The sequence below is a fragment of the Lactobacillus sp. UMNPBX15 genome, assembly GCF_002553785.1.
In the GTDB taxonomy this organism is placed as follows: domain Bacteria; phylum Bacillota; class Bacilli; order Lactobacillales; family Lactobacillaceae; genus Lactobacillus; species Lactobacillus crispatus.
The window spans coordinates 1-19,813 of sequence record NZ_PCYV01000038.1; the positions used below are offsets into that span (position 1 = coordinate 1).

Sequence of the window (19,813 nt, forward strand, 5' to 3'; positions counted from 1 at the left end):
CCTTACATGTCTGTTTTTAAGCTCTCGTCGCATCTCTCGAAGCGACTTTATTAATTTACCTTATTTTCTCCGCTTTGGCAAGTCTTGTTCTTCGTTCGGGTTCTTCACGATACACTAGGTAGTGTTGTAATATATTTTCCTTTATCTTTGCATTAAATTAAAAAGTATTTTATTCTCTCAAATCTAATTATTCGAAAATTGTGGATTTTCATTCCTGAAACCATGCAAAATTAATTTAAATTTTTTTACTTTTTTTGCAAAATCACGTAAATATTCTACTATTCAAATCAAAATTCCATTGCAATGATCAATTTCATGCTGAATCGTTTCAGCTATAAAGTCACCAAAAGTTTGCGTTACTGTTTCTAACTCCATATTCTGATAAGTAACAGTAATTTCTTCATAGCGCTGAACATTACGCTCGCCTTCTAGTGACAGACATCCCTCACTAGCAAGATACATCTGCTTTTTTTGAATAATACGCGGATTCAGCATTACAAATGGAAGCGGGCCAGCATAAAACGCAATAATTTGTTTAGTCTGACCAATCATATTTGCAGCCAGCCCCGCAGCTTTCCCACGATTAGCTAGTAGCGTATCACGCAAGTTTATCGCAACTTGTAAATCATTTTTGCCAGCTAAATCAGATTTTTGTCTTAAAAATAGCTGATCGTGAATTATTTTTTGTGCAGTCATTTTTTCTTCCTTTATCATTATTATTTCTATTCATTATAATTGAAAACGAGGTGAATAAATATTGAATAATCAAGCAAGTTTTAAACTCTCTCCTTACCATCAGCTCAACCAAGAGCAATCACTTCTCGTACAAAAAATTTTACATTTTTCGATTACACATTGCAGCAATAAAAATCATCCTGCTGTTTTCACTATTTATGGTGAAGCAGGTACTGGTAAAAGTGTAGTGCTTTCTGCCCTTTTTGATCAGTTGCAAAAATTAAACCACCAAACAGGCAGCCAACTGTATAAAACTCAAAACTACTTTTTAGTAAATCACCCTGAACTGCTAAAAGTCTATAAGCAGATTGCTGGGCCAATTAAAGAACTATATAAGAAAAATTATATGCGGCCAACTTCATTTATTAATCAGATGGACAAAAAACAAACCAGTGCTGATGTTGTCGTCATTGATGAAGCACACTTGCTCTTATCTCAGCCTGATCACTACAACAACTTTTATCACGATAACCAATTAGAGGAGGTTATTAAGCGGTCAAAAGTTGTCATTTTGGTATTTGATGAAAACCAAGTTTTACGAATGAAAAGCTTCTGGACACGTAAGCGACTTGAAGCAATTACTCATCATTATCCCCACGAAGACTATCAACTACATCATCAATTTAGAATGATGGCACCAGATAGTCTAATAGAATGGTTTAACTTTTTTACACATAATAAATTAATGCCCTTAAAAAAAGAAATGTGGCACAACTACGACTTTCGTATTTTTACTGATGCAGAAAAAATGCGGCAAGAAATCGTCAAGAGAAATCAAACAGACGGCCTGGCAAGAATTCTTTCAACTTCCGGCTATCCATCTACTCTTGATGGTGGCAAACATTACATTAAAGAAGGGAAATTCATGCTGCCATGGGATCAATACAACTACACATCAACTCCTTGGGCAGAAATTCCTACAACAATCAATGAAGTTGGTTCTATCTATACTTGCCAAGGTTTTGACCTAAATTATGCTGGCATCATTATCGGTCCACCAATCAGCCTGATTCCCGGCACCAATCAACTTAAAGTTAATTTAGACAAAATTACAGATGTTGAGATGTTCAAAAAGCGTAATGATCTAACCAACTCAAAAGAAAAAATAGAATATGAAGATAAGATGGTCATGAATTCACTCAACGTTCTATTCAAGCGAGGAATCCGCGGTACCTATTTATACGCTCATGATCCCGCACTCAGAGCAAAATTAGCCGCACTTTTTCAACAAGCTAGCTAAAAATACGTCTTTTCATCAAAATAATAGTTTGTCCGATGCAAAGAACGCGCTAAAATGTAAACAAACCACTTTTTAAGGAAGGCCTTTTAAATTTTGAAAAAATCAATTATTGGACTAGCTACCGCTGCGCTGCTAACGACAGTTCCTGCATTTGCGATCACTGAACCACCACAAGTTCAAGCCAGTTCATACTCTAAAACCGAAATGCGAAATTTTGTCCGCAATACTTTGGCTCAAAACAATACTCGCGGTAGTATCGTCATTATCAAAAACGGTCAGCCGCAACAAATCAGCTATGGCTACGCTTGGTACGGTAAAAAAGTTGGTAATGGGAACGACAACGTAGTTTATCCAACTGCTTCTTTGCAAAAAGTTGTTACAGCAGCAATGATAATTCAGCTGATGAATGAAAACTGGCACACTAGTCAAAAATTTACGCAAAACACCAAAATTTCACGTTGGTACCCTAATCTTAAAAACGCCGATAATATTACTATTGGACAGTTAATGACCCATACTTCTGGCATTCAAGCAACCAATACTGAATTGGATCGCGGAAAAGTTTTAAGTGAGAATGACGCCATCAATTGGGCTATTGATAATACTAATAACGGCACTCAAGGGACACCAGGAACCTACTTCTACAATAATACCAACTATCTTTTATTAGCCGGAATTATTATTAAAATCAGCGGACAATCCTACGAAAACAATTTCAATAATCGCATCATTAACAAATTAGGGCTTGCTAATACATTCCTTTATCAGGATATTCCTAGTTGGAAAACCGATCCTATCTCTTACGTCTGGAATAATGGTAAAAATTACCAAGACGCTGAATACGTTAAAAAGACTCTTGCCTCCCAGCTTCCAGGCGCAGGCAATATGTTCACTACCCCAATGGATTATTACAAGATCCAGCTTGGCTTAACCAATGGTAGTATCTTAAGCAAATCCGATTTCTATTACTTAACTCATCTTAAAAGTGCAACCACTAATTATTCTGGAGGGCTTCATTTAGATGATGACCATACTAAATCTGCTTATGGTAGCTTAAGCAACACTCATTTTGGTAATTGGATCAAAATGACTACAGATAATCGATATGGAATAATTATGTTTTTAAACCAGGTTAGCGGTGATGAAACTGCTCAGAAAAATATCGGGACTAAGATTCTAGATCACATCAAGCCTAGAATGTTTGATAAGGATAATAACCAAGATGACCAAGATCTAATTAATATTAGCGGCAATTAAAAAAGCTTTTCCTAAGCGGAAAGGCTTTTTTTGGTCTATTCAAATAATAACTCATGCATTGACTCACTCAGTGGATGTTTCAACATTAAGTTCATCCCTACAGCTGGCTTTTTCTTAACACCGAGCAATTCTTCGCGAACAGAATCAGCTTGAATCTTTGCCTTGCCTAAATAAAAGAACTGCTTACCATCTGCATCGCTTCTTTTAACAAATATATGCAAATTCATCCCTCGCGTATTAAGCAAACGCTGTACCTCATCAGAATCTAAATGCCGTGGCACCCGAGTATACCAGCGCAAACTGCGCCCATCAGCCAATGTATTACGATACAGAGCATTCCGCTTTTCATGATCATCTTTATGATAAGTGATGAAGATTGGTGTGTCCTGCTCACCAACACGATAGCCATACATCGGGGCCGAAACATCCTTAGGCCAGTTCAAGAGTCGACAAGCGTCCTTACGATCATATTGCTGATATAAAGTAAATTGACGCTGATTATCATATTCCTGATTTAAGGCCAAACCAGTTTTAATAGCATCAACAAATAAATTCTTAAAATCATGTTGATCTAGGGCAGAGCGTAGAGAACCATTCAATTGATAGTCAAATAAATTGCTACGTTCAACTAACGGCAATTTACCATATTGTGCTTTTTTGGTAGTCTTTCCCTGCTTAATATCAAAAAAATCTAGCGATAAAATCGCATCAACAGAAGCTAACAATTCATCATTTACATAAGCATGGTGTCGTTTCAATTGAGCTAGATAATCTTCTTGCTTAACAATATCTTGTTCAAGTAGCATCTCTAACAAAAGTAACTCGTGAATTCTTTTACCATTAAGTAATTCCTTAGTCACAAAAGACAGCACTTCATTTTCATATTTTGATAAATTAACGTCTTCGCCCATTTTACCCAAAAAGTCAGCATAGCTTGCCAAGCCATGATTTTGTGCAAAAACAATCGGTGCAACTGAGCCATATTGATAAAAATCAAATAGTAGCGGTACACGCCCTAGTTTGTTCTTGAGATCATGGTAACTCTGCCGCAATTCACGCATCCCATCAAGCTTGACACTATCAAGCGAAGCCAAAATTTTTTCACTGGCAATTTTACTAAAGTTAATCGTTGAAACATCAATAAAGCTTGGCAGACGCGTTTCTCGTTTAGCTTGATCTTTGCTTCGAGAAGTATCCTGATTCAGTGCCAACGGAATCATGTAATTGTTTTTATAATTGCCGATAAAATCTAGCACAACGGTAAAATCTTTGCCAGGATATTTACGAAGCCCCCGGCCTAACTGCTGTATAAACACTATGCTCGACTGTGTGTTGCGTAACATTACAATTTGATTCAAGGCAGGGATGTCGATTCCTTCGTTAAACAAGTCAACCGCTACAATATACTCAATCTCACCTTTAACTAAAGACGCAACCACTTCATTACGTCTTTTTTCATTATCCTCATTGGTCAATGCTACAGCGGGATGTCCTTTTTGACTAAAAAGCCGAGCTAATTCACGTGCTTCATCCTGTCGACTGCAGAAAACCAAGCCTTTAGCCTTTGTTCCACAATAGCCGTAATAGTCTAATTCCTTTAAAACATAGTCTACTCGAGATGTAGAAGCTAGGTAGCGTAAATCTGTTGTTTCATCAATCGCTACTCCGTCTGCTTCATAATCCTGGACACCCACATAATGAAATGGCGCCAGCATCTTTTCTTCCAGTGCATCCCGCAAACGAATTTCATATGCCAAATTGTAGTCAAAAATCTGATAAACATTTTGCTCATCCATTCGTTCAGGCGTAGCCGTCATTCCTAACCAAAAATTGGGCTTAAAATAATGTAAAAGGCGCTGATACGAAGGTGCAGCTGCCCTGTGTGCTTCATCAATCAAGACATAATCAAATTCGTCGCTATTAAAATTAGCCAGCATCTCAGGTTGACTTATCGTTTGTACCGTCGCAAATAAATACTTGGCCTGTAAATTGTGCCTATTTCCCGTTAATAAGCCATAATCCGATCTTGGTCCACCGATTACACGATAAAAACTTTCTAATGACTTTTTAGCAATTTGCTCACGATGCACAATGTATAAAAAACGCCGCGGCTGATATTTCTTAACGGCAAAAGCACCTAAATAAGTTTTCCCCGTTCCCGTGGCTGACACTACTAGCCCTCGTTTTTCACCACTTGCAACTAGTGCCTCTATCTGTTTTAAAGCCGCTTTTTGCATTTTATTTGGTAAAATTTTTGTCTGATGCCGATCAGTAGCAACTCGCTCAGGCTTTACCCAATTTTTACGATAATCTGTTAGCCAGGCTGAATTTAAAACAAAACTATCCTGTTTCAAATCTGCAATTTTATCCACTAATTGAGCTGTTAAATCTGCTTGCTTTTTTGAACTTACTTTCAAAGCCCACTCATAGTTAGCCAGCAGAGCTGAACGTGTAAAATTAGCACTGCCAATAATCACAGTTTGATAGTTTTCATGATTAAATAAATATCCTTTAGTATGGAAACCTGCCTTATTAGCAATACGAACTTCTAAATTAGGAATCTTTTGTAATTCCGTAAAAACACGCGGATTGTTAAAACCCAAGTAATCACCAGTAATAATCGTGCCACTAATTCCATTTTTCGCTAAATCTGCCATTATCACCTTAAACGGAACTAGCATGTCTTGCGTAATAAACGCAACCGCCCAAGTAAAGGACTTGCAACTATACAATTCCTGGCGCAAAGTCTGCCAGATTCTCTCTTGCTGATTATTAGCTAATATTTTAGGACCTAATTCTTCACTTCCTAAATAATTTTGATCAACAAAACCATTTAATATTGCATCCCTCATCGCATCCGCCATTTTATTCACCTCTCTCAAATTCTACTAAAAAAGCATCCGTCTTGAAAAACGAATGCTTCTTAATTCTATTGTGATTGCCATTTTTCATGCCAGCGATACAAAATAAGTGGCAAAATCGACACAATGGTACACATGCCGATTAAGGTCCAAACATAAACGTGACGCAAATTGCTTGGCGTGCCTTGTGCTGGAACAAAAGTTACAAAGAAAGCTATAACCGTGATGATTAATGCAAGCACCGCAATTGCAATACTCAAATTAGGGTTCTTGCTCATGTAATACATACGGTGATAATCTTCATGCTTTCTTTTCAAAACCATGTAAGCAATCAACATAATCATATAAACCATGAGATATTGCGCCGTCGTTGCGGCCAATGAAACGTTAAACGCAAAATCGGCATCGGCACCACTGGTAAAAGTAATCAATAATGCAGAAATGGTAACGATACTTGATTGTAAAACCATAATTCTTAATGGCACGCCGTGCTTAGTGGTTTTAGCAAAAAACTTAGGCATATAGCCCTCTTTAGCCGCTTCATACATTCCCTGATTAGGACCAGCAATCCAGTTGCCTAGCTCACCAATAATACCGCAAGCTAACATTATACCCACAATTTTTTGCAACAGATCACCAGGTAGCCCGATTGACGTTAACAGCTTGCCATAGGTATAAACAAAGCCCGTACTGTTCTCTATTTGATCCTTAGGCACAGTCATTCCAATTGCCATACTACCTAGCAAGTCGAAGCAGATTGCAGTAACGGCTAAGCCAAGCATAACTTTTGAGTATGACTTGATGTGGTCCAAGTTTTTAACGTGCGGTGCAGAAGCTTCCCCACCACAAAAGGCCAACATAAATGGGACAAAGGCAACTAATGTATTACCATTCAATTTATGTGGAATTACAGTATTCCAGTTAATCGTCATATGCAAGGGATGCCCCTGAATCACATATACGAAGAATGAAATAATCAATAAAATTACTGGTGTCGCAATCCCCAGAATAAACAGCCATTCAGCGATTCGACCAATCTTTCTAACACCAATTACCTGAATCGCTGTTGCTCCCCACAGAATAACCATCATTAAAATGAAGCGTACGATTGGCGTGGTGTTGAACCAAGGTGTCCCAAATGTGATAGACAATGCCCCAATGATCACATACATCATCGTATCCATACCAACAGTAATATGAATCCATTGATAAAACATTGCTGTCCAGCCTGTTTTGTCTCCAAGAGATCCTTTCACCCAAGTGAAGATTCCGCCTTTTTCCCAGCCATCAATTGAGGCCATTTCTCCAGCCATTTGCGTAATCGGGATAAACCAAGCGATTCCAGCAATTAACAAGTAAAACAGTGCCGTTGCTCCAGTTTTACCAAATGGTGCGAGTTCATCAACGGAAATAACCATTGAACTAGTCATCGCGAATAGCTTAAATGCTGTCAGACGATTGTACTTCAGATCCTGCTCCAAAGCCCAATCTTCTTTTTTCTCGTTATTCAAAGAATTTCAACCCCTACTTCTTTTTCAAAATAAAAACATTTCAAAAAGAAATTATACTAGGGCTTGCTTCAATTTAAAGATTTATTTCAAGCAAAATTGGGCAGTGGTCTGCTCGTTTGCCCGTATCGATCATCTCTGAGCGGACCACCTTATCAGCAATGCGATTGCTTACTAGCCAATAATCAATTCTCCAGCCAGAGTTGTTAGCCTTAGCGGTTCTGACACGTTGAGCCCACCAAGAATATACGCCAATAATCTCACCATGAACTTTTCTAAAGGTATCGGTAAAGCCAGCATTGAGCAAATTGGTAAAGTCGACTCTTTCTTCATCAGTAAAGCCAGCTGAGTGATGATTATTTTCGGGATGTTTTAAGTCAATTTCTGTGTGAGCACAATTATAATCGCCACTTGCCAAAACTGGCTTTTTTTCATCTAATTTTTGCAGATATTCAATATACTTTTGGTCCCAAACTTGACGTTCAGCTAGTCGCTTTAAACCACTGCCTGAATTTGGCGTATAAACCTGGGTGACAAAGTATTTATCAAATTCCAGTGTGATTATCCGTCCCTCATGATCCATCGGCTCAGGGGCGCCAATAATCGGCTCAGACACTGCAGGAGTTAATCCTTTCTTATAAAGATACATTGTACCAGCATAGCCTTTTCTAGCTGGTTCTTCTGAAGAGCGCCAAACATAGTCATACTCAGGGAACTTTTCAGCCAACACTTCTTTATGTTTTTTAGTTGGCCCAGTTGCACGCAGCTTAGTTTCTTGAATCGCAATAATATCTGGATTGGCATCATGAATTTTAGTTAAAACTTGCCGCGTTTCTTCCGCCCTAGCTGAAGTACCAGTCAGAGCTGCATTTAATGAATCGATATTCCATGAAATTAAGATCATTTTTCTTCCCCTTTGTTTTAGTTCTCAAGTTTAATTATAACGAAAAAAAGAAAAAGGACTGATTTAGATGACTTTTCTAAACCAGCCCTTTTAAGGGAGTTGTGTTGAATGAGAATAACGAGATTTTTTTACATTAGCCTACTCATCACTAATGTTGCGAAAATAAATTATCAAGATTAACAAAAGATTCAACGCAAGAGATGTTGCAGGGGGTCTTGACTCTTTACCTTCGCAAAAAGGGGATGGACTTATTATCAATCTTAACTTTCGCGGTTGTATAGGGGACAACCAGCAAAAAGCAATACCCAATGTATGAATTAATAAAGGCCCAATAGGATGTATTAATAAGGAATTAGAAGATTTGTTACCTTCGTACAATTCATCTCTATTTGATGCGTTGTATTTTTGTTATGAGTATATAATATCAGCTTTATGACAATGCGTCACTATTTGCTTTTTGTCTTTAGAAATCCTTAAACTTTTAGACAAAAAAGCAAGCTAGCTCCTATTTGAGTCAACTTGCTTCTTAGTAAACAGAAATTAGATATTACAAATTAAGATCTATGCTTCTTGCTATCTGCTAATCCTAATAAGCTTCCAGCAGCTGCAATAGCTACACCGATAGCAGTCAAAGCAACGTTATCCTTCTTCCCCGTTTGTGGCAAAGTAGATTTTTGCTCACTAGCTACTGTCTTCTTGCCACCATTATCCTTTGCTGGTGTCTTAGTAGCATGAGGAGTTGGTGTTGTTGGCTTCTGCTCTGGCTTTACAGGCGGGGTAACTGGGGTTGCTCGATTATCGCCTGGATCCACTGGTGGAGTAACTGGGGTATCTGGAGTAGTTTTCCAAGTGTAAGTCGTGTCAGGAATCTTGTCCTTGATATCGTTAGAGTTAGTAACTACAGTACTTGGGTCTGGAACCTTGTCACCCTTTGGTACGTAGATAACGTCTGGTACATTTGGTGCAATGACAGTTACAGGAACAGTTGCGGTACTCTTAGTACCGTCTGGGTAAGTCTTGTCTTTGATTTGAAACATTATCAGCTTCTTTGACTGCATCTACATCTATTTTCTCACTACTCTGTTTTTGAACAACTGAGCTGGTTTGCTCAGCATCTCTACTTAAATCATCTGCATGAACAGCATGACCACCAAAAAACATAAAGGTGGTCCCGATTATTACAGAAGCAACACCAATTGTCAGCTTTCTTAGGCTGAAATGCTGTTGGCTTTCTCCTTTAAAATGCATATTCAATTTTCCTCCGCTATGTTTGTTTCTCTACTTAAAGTCCATTATATAACCTGGGTTATATAACGAAAATGCGTCTCTTATACAAATCCATATACTACCTTTAACTAATATTGCTATATACAAAAATAATTTTCATATCTATGGGATTGAGATTAGGTAACAGTTAATAATAGTTGCAATTTTTAGGCTATAAACTTTTTTGAAAAAATTGCAACTTTTTTGCTCAGAGTAAAACTTGACTTTTATTTTTCTTAAAATCTATACAAAAAAATGGTTCTTTTGTGTTTTGTTGAGCAAGTAAAAGCGTATAATGAGGACTGGTCATACTAATAAATTTTACGGAGGTTAAATTTATGACAAAGATTTTTGCTTACGCTATTCGTAAAGACGAAGAACCATTCTTAAACGAATGGAAGGATGCTCACAAGGATATCGATGTAGATTACACTGATAAGCTTTTGACTCCTGAAACTGCTAAGTTAGCTAAGGGTGCTGACGGTGTTGTTGTTTACCAACAATTAGACTACACCCCAGAAACTCTTCAAGCATTGGCAGACGCTGGCGTAACTAAGATGTCATTACGTAACGTTGGTGTCGACAACATCGACATGGACAAGGCTAAGGAACTTGGCTTTGAAATTACTAACGTTCCTGTATACTCTCCTGACGCTATTGCTGAACATGCTGCAATCCAAGCTGCTCGTGTATTACGTCAAGACAAGCGTATGGACGAAAAGATGGCTAAGCGCGACTTACGTTGGGCACCTACTATTGGTCGTGAAGTTCGTGACCAAGTTGTTGGTGTTGTAGGTACTGGTCACATTGGTCAAGTATTTATGAGAATTATGGAAGGTTTCGGCGCAAAGGTTATTGCTTACGATATCTTCAAGAACCCAGAACTTGAAAAGAAGGGTTACTACGTTGACTCACTTGACGACTTGTACAAGCAAGCTGATGTAATTTCACTTCACGTACCAGACGTTCCAGCTAACGTTCACATGATCAACGACGAATCAATTGCCAAGATGAAAGATGGCGTTGTAATTGTAAACTGCTCACGTGGTCCACTTGTTGACACTGACGCTGTTATCCGCGGTTTGGACTCAGGTAAGATCTTTGGCTTTGTTATGGATACTTACGAAGACGAAGTTGGTGTATTTAACGAAGATTGGGAAGGTAAAGAATTCCCAGACAAGCGTTTAGCTGACTTAATTGATCGTCCAAACGTTTTGGTAACTCCACACACCGCCTTCTACACCACCCACGCTGTACGTAACATGGTTGTTAAGGCATTTGACAACAACTTGAAGATGATCAATGGTGAAAAGCCAGATTCTCCAGTTGCTTTGGACAAGAACAAGTTTTAATTAACCTAAATTAAGACAAACTAAAAGACTTGGGAAAATTACTTCTCAAGTCTTTTTTGCGTATTAAATTAATCAATATCTAAATACTTAGCCAAAACCTTCAAAACACCATTTTCATCATTCGTTGGCGCTTCATATTTTGCTACCGCCTTAGCCTTCGCATTGGCGTTTTTCATCGCATAGCTATAGCCACATGCCTTAAGCATATCAATATCATTTTCGCCATCGCCAAAGGCAATCAAATCTTTTTGCGCAATGCCATAATGCTTAAGCATATCGTCTACGCCCTTGGCCTTATTAATGCCTTTATGCACCAAGTCGATTGTCATATTACCACTGCTAGTGCCGCGAATACAGTCACCATATTTTTCATTAAACCGATCCTGAATCACCTGCGCCAGTTCATCATCAGCTGTCAGACAAACCTTCAAGATCGCATCAGCTGGATCAATGTCAGTAAACTGATCGATTTCCTGAACATCACGATAATAAATTCTAATGTCGTCTTTATCCGCTTGATCCATACTCTTCAAAATATAGCAATGATGCTGTGCGCTAACCATAATGATTGCTTCAGGGTATTCTGTTTGAATAAAATGGAGCAATTTTTGTGCAATTTTATAATCAATTGCGATCCGTTTGAATACTTTGCCATCGGCTTCTAGAATTGCCCCATTTTCAGACACGTAATCTACTTCATTAGTAAATTCGTCAAAATATTCATGCGAACGAATTAGTTGGTTCCCTGTTGCACAGATAAACGGTATTTGATTAGCTTGCAATTTTCGTAAAACTTTTGCAAATAGCGCATGATCAAAAGTCTTTTTTTCGGTCAAAAAAGTGCCATCTAGATCAACCGCTACAGCTTTAAAAGGTATTTGTGTCATGTTTTATCACCTTTCTATCGTACCTTTATCTTACTATGCAAGCGATTTTCTAGCAGTATTTTGCTAATAAAATGAAATTTCTTTCATAACTAGTCAAATATTTCGTTTATTTCAAGTTGCATTTTTAATGTTTCACATGTAACAAGATAAACAATTCATGGTATCACGCTAATCTAATGGATAAATATAAGGATATTGTGCAGTCTCTGGCACCTTATCCCAAGTGACGGTGTGACCTGCACCATGTGAACAAAAGACAGAGTTAGGCGTATTCTCCAGATCAGAAACGGGATCATAATTCTTTTCCTCAATAATTTCTGCCGCATTGTGACAAGGCAAATAACCACTGACTACGCATTCAAGATTACCTTCACCATGCGTATAATTGCGCACTTCTGTCGCATAATCTTGCATTTCAGCTACCGGTGCAGAACCGGATATGACTGTTCGTTCACCAATATTTTCAGGCGTACTAAATTTTCCATTCATGCGCTGAATATCATTTAAAGCACGCCCTACCTGATCTTTTCCTATTTCTAAGCGAAAATCATACCACGGTTCGAACAAAATAGTTTGCTGGCGCAATTTTTCTTCCATCAAGCCCTGCCGCACTGCACGATAAGTTGCTTCACGGAAATCGCCACCAACCGAATGTACAATTGAGCCTTTACCACCGATCAAGGTAATCTTCATATCTGTAATCGGCGAAGCTGTCAAAACACCAAGATGTTCTTTAGACTTCAATGCCGTCATGATTTGATGTTGCCAATTTTTAGTCAAAACTTCTAAACTGCATTTATTTTCAAAAACAATACCGCTATTACGTGGCAGTGGCTCCAGTAAAAGATGAACTTCCGCGTAGTGACGTAGCGGTTCAAAGTGGCCTACTGCTTCAATTGGTTTAGTGATTGTTTCTTGATAAAGAATACTTCCCTGTTCAAAAACAATATTCAAACCAAAACGTTCTTGCATTAACTGTTCTAAAATTTCTAATTGAATCTTTCCCATCACTTGCACGTGGATTTCTTGCAAATGTTCGGACCAAGTCACATGCAGCTGTGGATCTTCATCTTCCAAGGTTTGCAGAGCTTTTAAGCAAGCGTGAAGATCATTATCCTGGGGATTAACTTTATAGGTCAAAACTGGCTTAAGCAGTGCAGTTGGTGCATCCCCCACGCCGAATCCTTGTCCTGGATACGTCTTTGCCAATCCTGTTGCAGCAACGATCTCTCCAGCAGCTGCTTCAGTAATAGTTACAAATTTTTCACCATTATAACTACGCAGCTGATTAATTTTCTCACCAGCTAATTCAGTCTTGGCTTTTAAGCTGCCACCCAAAATTCGCAACCAAGTTAAGCGTTCACCTTTAGTATCATGCGAAATCTTAAAGCACCGTGCCGCAAACTTATCATAGAATTCCTTTTCCTTAGTCCATTTACTAAAACCAGCTAAAAATTCCGTAATTCCCGTTAATTTCAACGCAGAACCAAAATAAATTGGAAAAACTTTTCTCTGCACAATTGCATTTTGCACGTCCTGATCAGACATGGCACCACTATCCAAATACTTCTCAAGCAAGGCATCATCTGTGGCAGCCACATTTTCATAAAATTCATCATCAATCTTCGAAAAATCAACGCAACTCTCACTTAAGTTCTTTTGAATATCAACCAACGCCATCCCTCGATCAGCGCCTATCGCATCAACCTTATTCACAAAAATAAAAACTGGTACCTGATATCGCTTGAGCAAATGCCACAGAGTGCGAGTATAACTAGCTACACCATCTGTAATTGAAATAACCAAGATAGCATAATCAAGCACACTCAACGTTTCTTCAGTTTGCGCACTAAAATCAACGTGCCCCGGAGTATCTAGTAAAGTAATTTCTGAATTATTAGTTGTTAATTTAGCTTCATGAGAAAAAATGGTAATGCCACGTTTTTTCTCCAATTGATCTGTATCTAAAAATGCATCACCATTGTCGACTCTGCCTAAATTGCGCAGATTGCCTGCCGTATAAAGCAAAGCTTCAGATAAAGTTGTCTTACCCGCATCAACGTGGGCAACAATTCCTGTTGTAATTTTCTTCATTGTCTCACCTAATAAAAAAGTATCTTACTTCAAAAATAAGATACTTCTTGTGATAATTCAATTTTCTTTATTCCAAATTAAATTAAAAGTTAACCTCATCCGGATCATTAGCCAGCTTACTTGCACCTCGCAAACCATCTAACTTCTTCATGTCTTCTGGACTAATCTCAAAGTCAAAGACATCACCATTAGCCGCAATATACTTAGGATGAACTGACTTCGGCAATGGTAAAAAGCCATGTTGAAGTGACCAACGAATCAATACTTGAGCTGAAGATTTACCATAGTTTTCGGCTACTTCACCAACCACTTCATTACCTAACAAGCCACCAGTGCCTAAAGGACTGTAAGCCTCATTAAGCAAATCATATTCCTTGCTTGCGGCCGTTACTTCCGGTTGCAAATCACTCGGATTCAAGTAACTTTGGTTAACTACCGGCTTAATCTCAGCAGTCTTCATTAATTCATCCAGATGATGCTTTCTAAAGTTGGATACACCAATTGCGCGAATCTTGCCAGCCTTCACTGCTTCTTCCATCGCCTGCCAACTTTCAGCGTTAAGCTCTGCCCAGTTGTCACGCATAGCTACAGGATTAGGCCAATGGATTAAGTAAAGATCAAGATAGTCTAAATCTAATTTTTCTAGACTAGTATCAATTGCCTTTTTAGTCTTGTCATAACCATGATCGGAATTCCACAATTTAGTAGTTACAAATAATTCATGGCGGTTAACGCCGCTACGTTTAATTGCTTCGCCAACACTTTCTTCATTGCCGTAAGCTGCTGCAGTATCAATGTGACGGTATCCCGCCTCAAGTGCGGCTTCAACAGATTCTCTTGCAACTTCTCCACTTGGTGTTTGCCAAGTACCAAAGCCAATTACAGGGATCTCTACACCATTATTTAGGGTATAAGTATCAGTAAGTGAATGTAATTCCATATTCTCACCTTTCTATATTTTTTGTTAAAAAAATATATTTTTAAGTCAACTTAATTCAGTCTAAAAAACATTACATGTTAATCTTAAACTAAAAAAGAAACAGAGGTGAACAAATATGCTTACTAATAGTCAGAATATAATTTTAAAAGATCAATTGACGCAAAACGATATCGATCATTTAATCAAAAAATGGGATCTAGATCCTACAATTTTCACTTACCCTAATTCCTCGATTGAGGTTGCTCGTTTTATCCCTATTGATTCTAATAAACTAAAAAATGGTCACCTACTAGTCAGCTTTGATCTATTAAGCGCTGACTTACCTATTGAACAAAAATTAATTCCAGTTTTCACTATCTTTGACGAAAATCATCTTTTTATTGGTACAACAGCAAGCTGCTCAGAATTAAAGCCACAAGAAAATATTATTGAAACTATTTTCCAAAGCTTGTGTATTCAAATTAAACACATTCAGTCAGAATTAGTAACCATCAAACAAGAAATTGATCGTTTAGATCAAGCTGCTAGAAAGACAACTAAGACCAAAGAATTAAAAAAAGTAACAGATTTAACTCGCCAGCTAGTTTACTTAAAGCATACCTTAGATGATCAAACACCTAGTCTAGAAGAATTTGGCAATTATTTAGTAGAAAACAAGCTAGCAAATCAAGCCCGCGTCAAAAGTATCATGACCAAGCAAAAACGAATTACCAAAATGATTCATGTTTATACTGACTTGCTCGATTCCATTAGCGGCCTCTTTACCGCCATGATGGACAGTCACTTGAACCATTTAATGAAATATCTAGATTCAGCTGCCCTAATAATTTCTATTCCTGCTTTAATCAGCGGCATTTGGGGCATGAATGTCGGCGGCTTACCAGGTAAAGAAAATGAAAACGGCTTTTGGATTTTAATAATTTTTGCCAGCTTATTAACTATTGGTTGGGGCATCTTCTTGAAGAGCAAAAAGTATAATGATTAGTACTTCTTCTCAAAATCATTCTGCATTAATTTAACAAGTTCTGGATAGGTTTCTACCTCAAAAATTGGATGCAAATTCAAAGTGTTTTTCCGATGGCGATGATTGTACCAAATACTATCAAAGCCATATTTTTCTGCACCTAAAATATCCGATTGCAATCCATCCCCAAAAAAGACAGTCTCACTCGGACCAATTTCCGTACGACTGAAGAAATAATCAAAAGCATGTGGGTTAGGCTTAGAATAGTGGGCTTCTTCTGACGTAACAATTAGGTCAAAATATTTTTTCACACCAGCAAGCTCCAACCGATGATTTTGCATGAATTTTTCACCATTGCTCAAAACGGTCAGCTTATAGCCCTGCTTTTTAGCAAAAATCAAGGTATCTTCAACCCCAGGCAATAATTGGTGTGCTTCGCCAAAGTATGAACGATATTCATCCATTGCCTTCTTGCCATCAATCTCAATACCAAAATGATCCAGAATAAAATCATGAAAAGTCATTTCACTTAACTCTTCATAAGTTAGTTCACCTTGTTCAAGTCGGCGCCAAAGTCCTTGATTATAAGAATGATACTGCCGCTGCAGTTCCGCAGATAAAGGCCAGTGATGAGCGTTAAACAAGCTATGTAAAGCAAAATCTTCAGTTGCCGCAAAATCGATAATTGTGTCATCTACATCAAAAATAATTTGTTTGTAACGCAATCTGGTCCCTTCTTTCTATGATGATTGTTAGAATAATTATTATAGCATGGTTAATAAAAAAATCATTTGACATCTTTCTCATAATTACTTAAAATTTAGCTAACAAATTTGAACGAAAGGAAGATTTTATCATGATTAAATTTACAGCAATCAATCGTTGGCAATTCCAGCACTAGAGTTGTTTCTGTTCGTGAAGTACAGATGCGACTCATTAAGATCGTATCTGTGCTGGTAAAATCTTCAAGAAATATTGCCCGCACGGAAAATAACGTGCGGGTTTTGTGTTAGGCATTTCCCGAAAAAAGGAAGTGCCTTTTTTGTTTGAAGGAGAAAAAGAATGAAAAGGTTAATCGGAACAATTATTGCTCTTTTTGCTTTTCTGGCAGTTGCATTTGTCAGTGAAGTAAATAAGAAAAATGCGGAAAAGAAAACGCCAACTGTCGGTATCTTGCAAACAATGAGCCATCCCGCTCTAGATCAGATCCATCGAGGCATTATTCAAGGACTTAAAGATGAAGGATATATCGAAGGAAAAAATCTTAAAATTGATTTTCAAAATGCCCAAGGTGATCAAAGTAATCTGAAATCAATGAGCGATCGCTTTAGCCAGGAAAACGCAACTGTAACTATTGGAATTGCCACTCCTGCTGTCCAATCTCTAGCTAATACTTCTGGCAACATCCCTGTAGTTATGGGCGCGGTCAGCGATCCTCTTGGAACTCATTTAGTAAAAAGTCTAACACATCCTGGCGGTAAAATTACAGGTGTCCAGGACCGCCAGCCAATCGCCAGCCAGCTGGCCTTAATGCAAAAAATTTTACCTAAAGCCAAAAACATCGGTGTCATTTACACCTCAAGTGATGATTCATCAGCATCAGAGTACCGTGAATTCAGACGACTAGCTGAAGCAAAAGGACTTAAAGTTATCCCTTACACTATCACTTCAACCAATGATATCGAACAAGTTGCCCAAACCATGGTAGGCAAGGTTCAAGCAGTTTATGTCCCAACCGACAATACTGTAGCTAGTGGAATTGCCACCTTATTAAAGGCTACTAACAGTGCCAAGATCCCAGTTTTTCCTGCTGCCGATACTATGGTTAAAAGCGGTGGCCTCGCTACCAGGTGTGTCAGTCAATTCGACATGGGAATCTTAACTGGAAAAATGGCAGGACAAATTTTACATGGTAAAAAACCTGCTACTCTTCCCGTCAAGCGCGTAACCCATTATGAAACAGTAATCAATGAAAAAATAGCTCGTGAATTAAACATCACTATTCCGAATAGTGTAGTTCAAGCGGCACAAAAGAAAGGACGGATTATCAAATGAGCTTAATTACTTCTTCTATTGGCCAGGGTTTGCTCTGGGGCGTTCTAGCCTTAGGCCTCTACCTAACTTTTAGAATTTTAAATTTCCCAGACATGACTGTTGAAGGAACCTTCCCCTTCGGTGCCGCAATTTGTGTTAGTGCTTTAGTTCATGGCGTCAATCCTTTAGCAGCTACCATTCTTTCCTTCTTCGCTGGCATGGTCACTGGCTTAGTAACCGGCTTACTATATACTAAAGGAAAAATCCCTGTTCTTTTAGCTGGTATTTTAACGATGACCGGTGTCTACTCAGTTAATCTTAGAATTCTAGGCAAGGCTAATGTAGGTTTACTTAACAAAAATACTTTACTAAACGGTCAGCTTTTACAAAAATTACCGATCAATTTTCCTACTATTGTTGTTGGTTTGATCATTGCCATTATCGTCATTGTTTTGCTAGCAGTTTTTCTTGATACTGATCTTGGTCAAGCCTTTATTGCCACTGGTGACAACGAAAAAATGGCTCAATCACTTGGCATTAATACCGATAATATGAAAATCTTAGGTCTAATGCTCTCTAATGGCTTGATTGGCTTAGCTGGCGGCCTTTTAGCCCAAAATGGTGGCTACGCCGACGTCAATATGGGGATCGGTACTATGGTTATCGGACTAGCTGCCATCATTATTGGTGAAGTCGTTTATGGCAATTTAAGTTTAACCGCCCGCTTGGTAGCAGTTGTTATCGGTAGTATTATTTATCGCCTTATCTTACTCCTAGTCCTCCAACTTGGCTTTAGTACCAACGATTTTAAATTGATTTCCGCTATTATTCTTGCTATTTGCATGATGCTACCTTTATTTGAACAAAAATTTCGCACTCGTAAATTATTAAAGAAAGGCGTTGAAAAACCATGAGTACTATTCTTGATTTACAAAATATTACTACTACCGTTAATGCTGGTACCAATGAGGAAAAGCAAATCCTCAAAAATATTAATCTAAAACTTGAAGATGGAGATTTTGTTACTCTTTTAGGAACCAACGGTGCTGGTAAATCAACGCTACTAAATATTATCAATGGCTCTATTTTTCCTACTAGCGGAAAAATAATGCTCAAAGACCAAGATTTAACCAATCTTTCTGAAGTAAAACGCGCTAAATATATTGCCCAAGTATTCCAAGATCCTAAAATGGGTACAGCTCCGCGAATGACTGTTGCGGAAAACTTATTACTTGCAACCAAACGAGGTGAACACCGCGGTCTGCGTTTAAGAGGCCTAGATAAACATATGCAAGAATTTAAACGCCGGGCAGCCCAACTTCCTAACGGATTAAATGAACGCTTAAATACTTTTGTGGGTAATCTTTCTGGTGGTCAACGACAAACATTAAGTTTTTTAATGGCAACAATTAAGCGCCCTGATTTGCTCTTACTAGATGAGCATACTGCGGCGTTAGATCCAAATACTAGCCGCGAATTGCTTGAACTAACTGATAAAGTTGTGCAAGAAGAGCATTTGACTTGCATCATGATCACTCACCAATTAAAAGACGCAATCAAATACGGAAACCGCACTATCATTTTAAACAATGGTAGAATCGTTTTTGATGTCAAAGGCGACGACAAAAAACGCCTAACTGAGGAGGATATTCTGCAATACTTCACAGATTAGAACGTTATTTTAGGATTATAAGTTAAGAGTGAACGACAGCTATAATGTTAGAAAATATTGGTTAAATATATCCACTTTATTTTATTTGAATACATTTTC

General features: G+C 38.1%; 17 protein-coding genes. 7 read left to right on the plus strand and 10 right to left on the minus strand.

Features of this window, described 5'->3' with window-relative positions; translation table 11 throughout:
* Positions 1–282: 282 nt before the first annotated feature.
* Positions 283–696: a peptide deformylase gene (locus CP366_RS08935; protein ID WP_005723569.1), complete on the minus strand. Its 414-nt coding sequence runs from the start codon at positions 694–696 to the stop codon at positions 283–285.
* A gap of 61 nt (positions 697–757) precedes the next feature.
* On the opposite strand from CP366_RS08935, the gene CP366_RS08940 reads away from it, so the two are divergent.
* Both CP366_RS08940 and CP366_RS08945 read left to right on the plus strand, forming a co-directional pair.
* The gene (locus CP366_RS08940; protein ID WP_035442795.1) at positions 758–1,975 is read left to right on the plus strand and encodes a DUF2075 domain-containing protein; all 1,218 of its coding nucleotides are present in this window, start codon (positions 758–760) and stop codon (positions 1,973–1,975) included.
* Between the two features lie 204 nt (positions 1,976–2,179).
* Positions 2,180–3,232 (plus strand): serine hydrolase, encoded by a 1,053-nt coding sequence (locus tag CP366_RS08945; RefSeq protein WP_005721937.1) that lies wholly within the window; start codon positions 2,180–2,182, stop codon positions 3,230–3,232.
* 35 nt (positions 3,233–3,267) lie between these two features.
* Here the strand turns inward: CP366_RS08945 and CP366_RS08950 are convergent, their stop codons facing one another.
* The 5 genes from CP366_RS08950 to CP366_RS08970 form a co-directional block, all read right to left on the minus strand.
* Positions 3,268–6,096, minus strand: a complete 2,829-nt coding sequence (locus tag CP366_RS08950; protein WP_089147964.1) for a DUF3427 domain-containing protein — start codon at positions 6,094–6,096, stop codon at positions 3,268–3,270.
* 65 nt (positions 6,097–6,161) lie between these two features.
* On the minus strand, positions 6,162–7,604 hold the full coding sequence (locus CP366_RS08955; protein WP_089147965.1) for an amino acid permease: 1,443 nt from the start codon (positions 7,602–7,604) through the stop codon (positions 6,162–6,164).
* 73 nt (positions 7,605–7,677) lie between these two features.
* On the minus strand, positions 7,678–8,505 hold the full coding sequence (locus CP366_RS08960) for an exodeoxyribonuclease III (protein WP_065991141.1): 828 nt from the start codon (positions 8,503–8,505) through the stop codon (positions 7,678–7,680).
* A gap of 554 nt (positions 8,506–9,059) precedes the next feature.
* Entirely contained in the window at positions 9,060–9,542 is a 483-nt protein-coding gene (locus tag CP366_RS08965) for an LPXTG cell wall anchor domain-containing protein (RefSeq protein WP_089147966.1), read from the minus strand.
* Positions 9,502–9,753: a YSIRK-type signal peptide-containing protein gene (locus CP366_RS08970; protein WP_005720610.1), complete on the minus strand. Its 252-nt coding sequence runs from the start codon at positions 9,751–9,753 to the stop codon at positions 9,502–9,504. The genes CP366_RS08965 and CP366_RS08970 overlap by 41 nt, the downstream gene beginning before the upstream one ends.
* A 356-nt stretch (positions 9,754–10,109) precedes the next feature.
* Between CP366_RS08970 and CP366_RS08975 the strand changes: the two genes are divergently transcribed.
* Positions 10,110–11,123, plus strand: coding sequence for a D-2-hydroxyacid dehydrogenase (locus CP366_RS08975; protein ID WP_005720611.1), 1,014 nt, complete (start codon positions 10,110–10,112; stop codon positions 11,121–11,123).
* 68 nt (positions 11,124–11,191) lie between these two features.
* Here CP366_RS08975 and CP366_RS08980 read toward each other — a convergent pair whose 3' ends face one another.
* The 3 genes from CP366_RS08980 to CP366_RS08990 all read right to left on the minus strand — a co-directional run bounded on the left by CP366_RS08980 (position 11,192) and on the right by CP366_RS08990 (position 15,044).
* A complete protein-coding gene (locus tag CP366_RS08980) occupies positions 11,192–12,010 on the minus strand; it encodes a Cof-type HAD-IIB family hydrolase (protein WP_089147967.1) in 819 nt (272 codons plus the stop codon).
* Between the two features lie 168 nt (positions 12,011–12,178).
* Positions 12,179–14,104, minus strand: a complete 1,926-nt coding sequence (locus tag CP366_RS08985; protein ID WP_089147968.1) for a translation factor GTPase family protein — start codon at positions 14,102–14,104, stop codon at positions 12,179–12,181.
* Between the two features lie 82 nt (positions 14,105–14,186).
* Positions 14,187–15,044 carry an aldo/keto reductase gene (locus CP366_RS08990; protein ID WP_089145849.1) on the minus strand — a complete coding sequence of 286 codons (858 nt, stop codon included), beginning with the start codon at positions 15,042–15,044 and terminating at the stop codon, positions 14,187–14,189.
* A gap of 115 nt (positions 15,045–15,159) precedes the next feature.
* Here CP366_RS08990 and CP366_RS08995 point away from each other — a divergent pair, with 115 nt between their 5' ends.
* Positions 15,160–16,029, plus strand: coding sequence for a CorA family divalent cation transporter (locus CP366_RS08995; protein ID WP_089147969.1), 870 nt, complete (start codon positions 15,160–15,162; stop codon positions 16,027–16,029).
* Here CP366_RS08995 and CP366_RS09000 read toward each other — a convergent pair.
* Complete coding sequence (locus CP366_RS09000; protein ID WP_057726946.1) at positions 16,026–16,733, minus strand: YjjG family noncanonical pyrimidine nucleotidase; 708 nt, start codon at positions 16,731–16,733, stop codon at positions 16,026–16,028. The two genes, CP366_RS08995 and CP366_RS09000, sit on opposite strands and share 4 nt — an antisense overlap.
* Positions 16,734–17,070: 337 nt before the next feature.
* Here CP366_RS09000 and trpX point away from each other — a divergent pair, with 337 nt between their 5' ends.
* The 3 genes from trpX to CP366_RS09015 are packed head-to-tail and all read left to right on the plus strand — an operon-like array spanning position 17,071 to position 19,714.
* Positions 17,071–18,063, plus strand: coding sequence for a tryptophan ABC transporter substrate-binding protein (gene trpX, locus CP366_RS09005; protein WP_089147970.1), 993 nt, complete (start codon positions 17,071–17,073; stop codon positions 18,061–18,063).
* Positions 18,060–18,956 (plus strand): ABC transporter permease, encoded by an 897-nt coding sequence (locus CP366_RS09010; protein ID WP_060463855.1) that lies wholly within the window; start codon positions 18,060–18,062, stop codon positions 18,954–18,956. The genes trpX and CP366_RS09010 overlap by 4 nt, the downstream gene beginning before the upstream one ends.
* Entirely contained in the window at positions 18,953–19,714 is a 762-nt protein-coding gene (locus CP366_RS09015) for an ABC transporter ATP-binding protein (protein WP_089147971.1), read from the plus strand. The genes CP366_RS09010 and CP366_RS09015 overlap by 4 nt, the downstream gene beginning before the upstream one ends.
* Positions 19,715–19,813 lie beyond the last annotated feature (99 nt).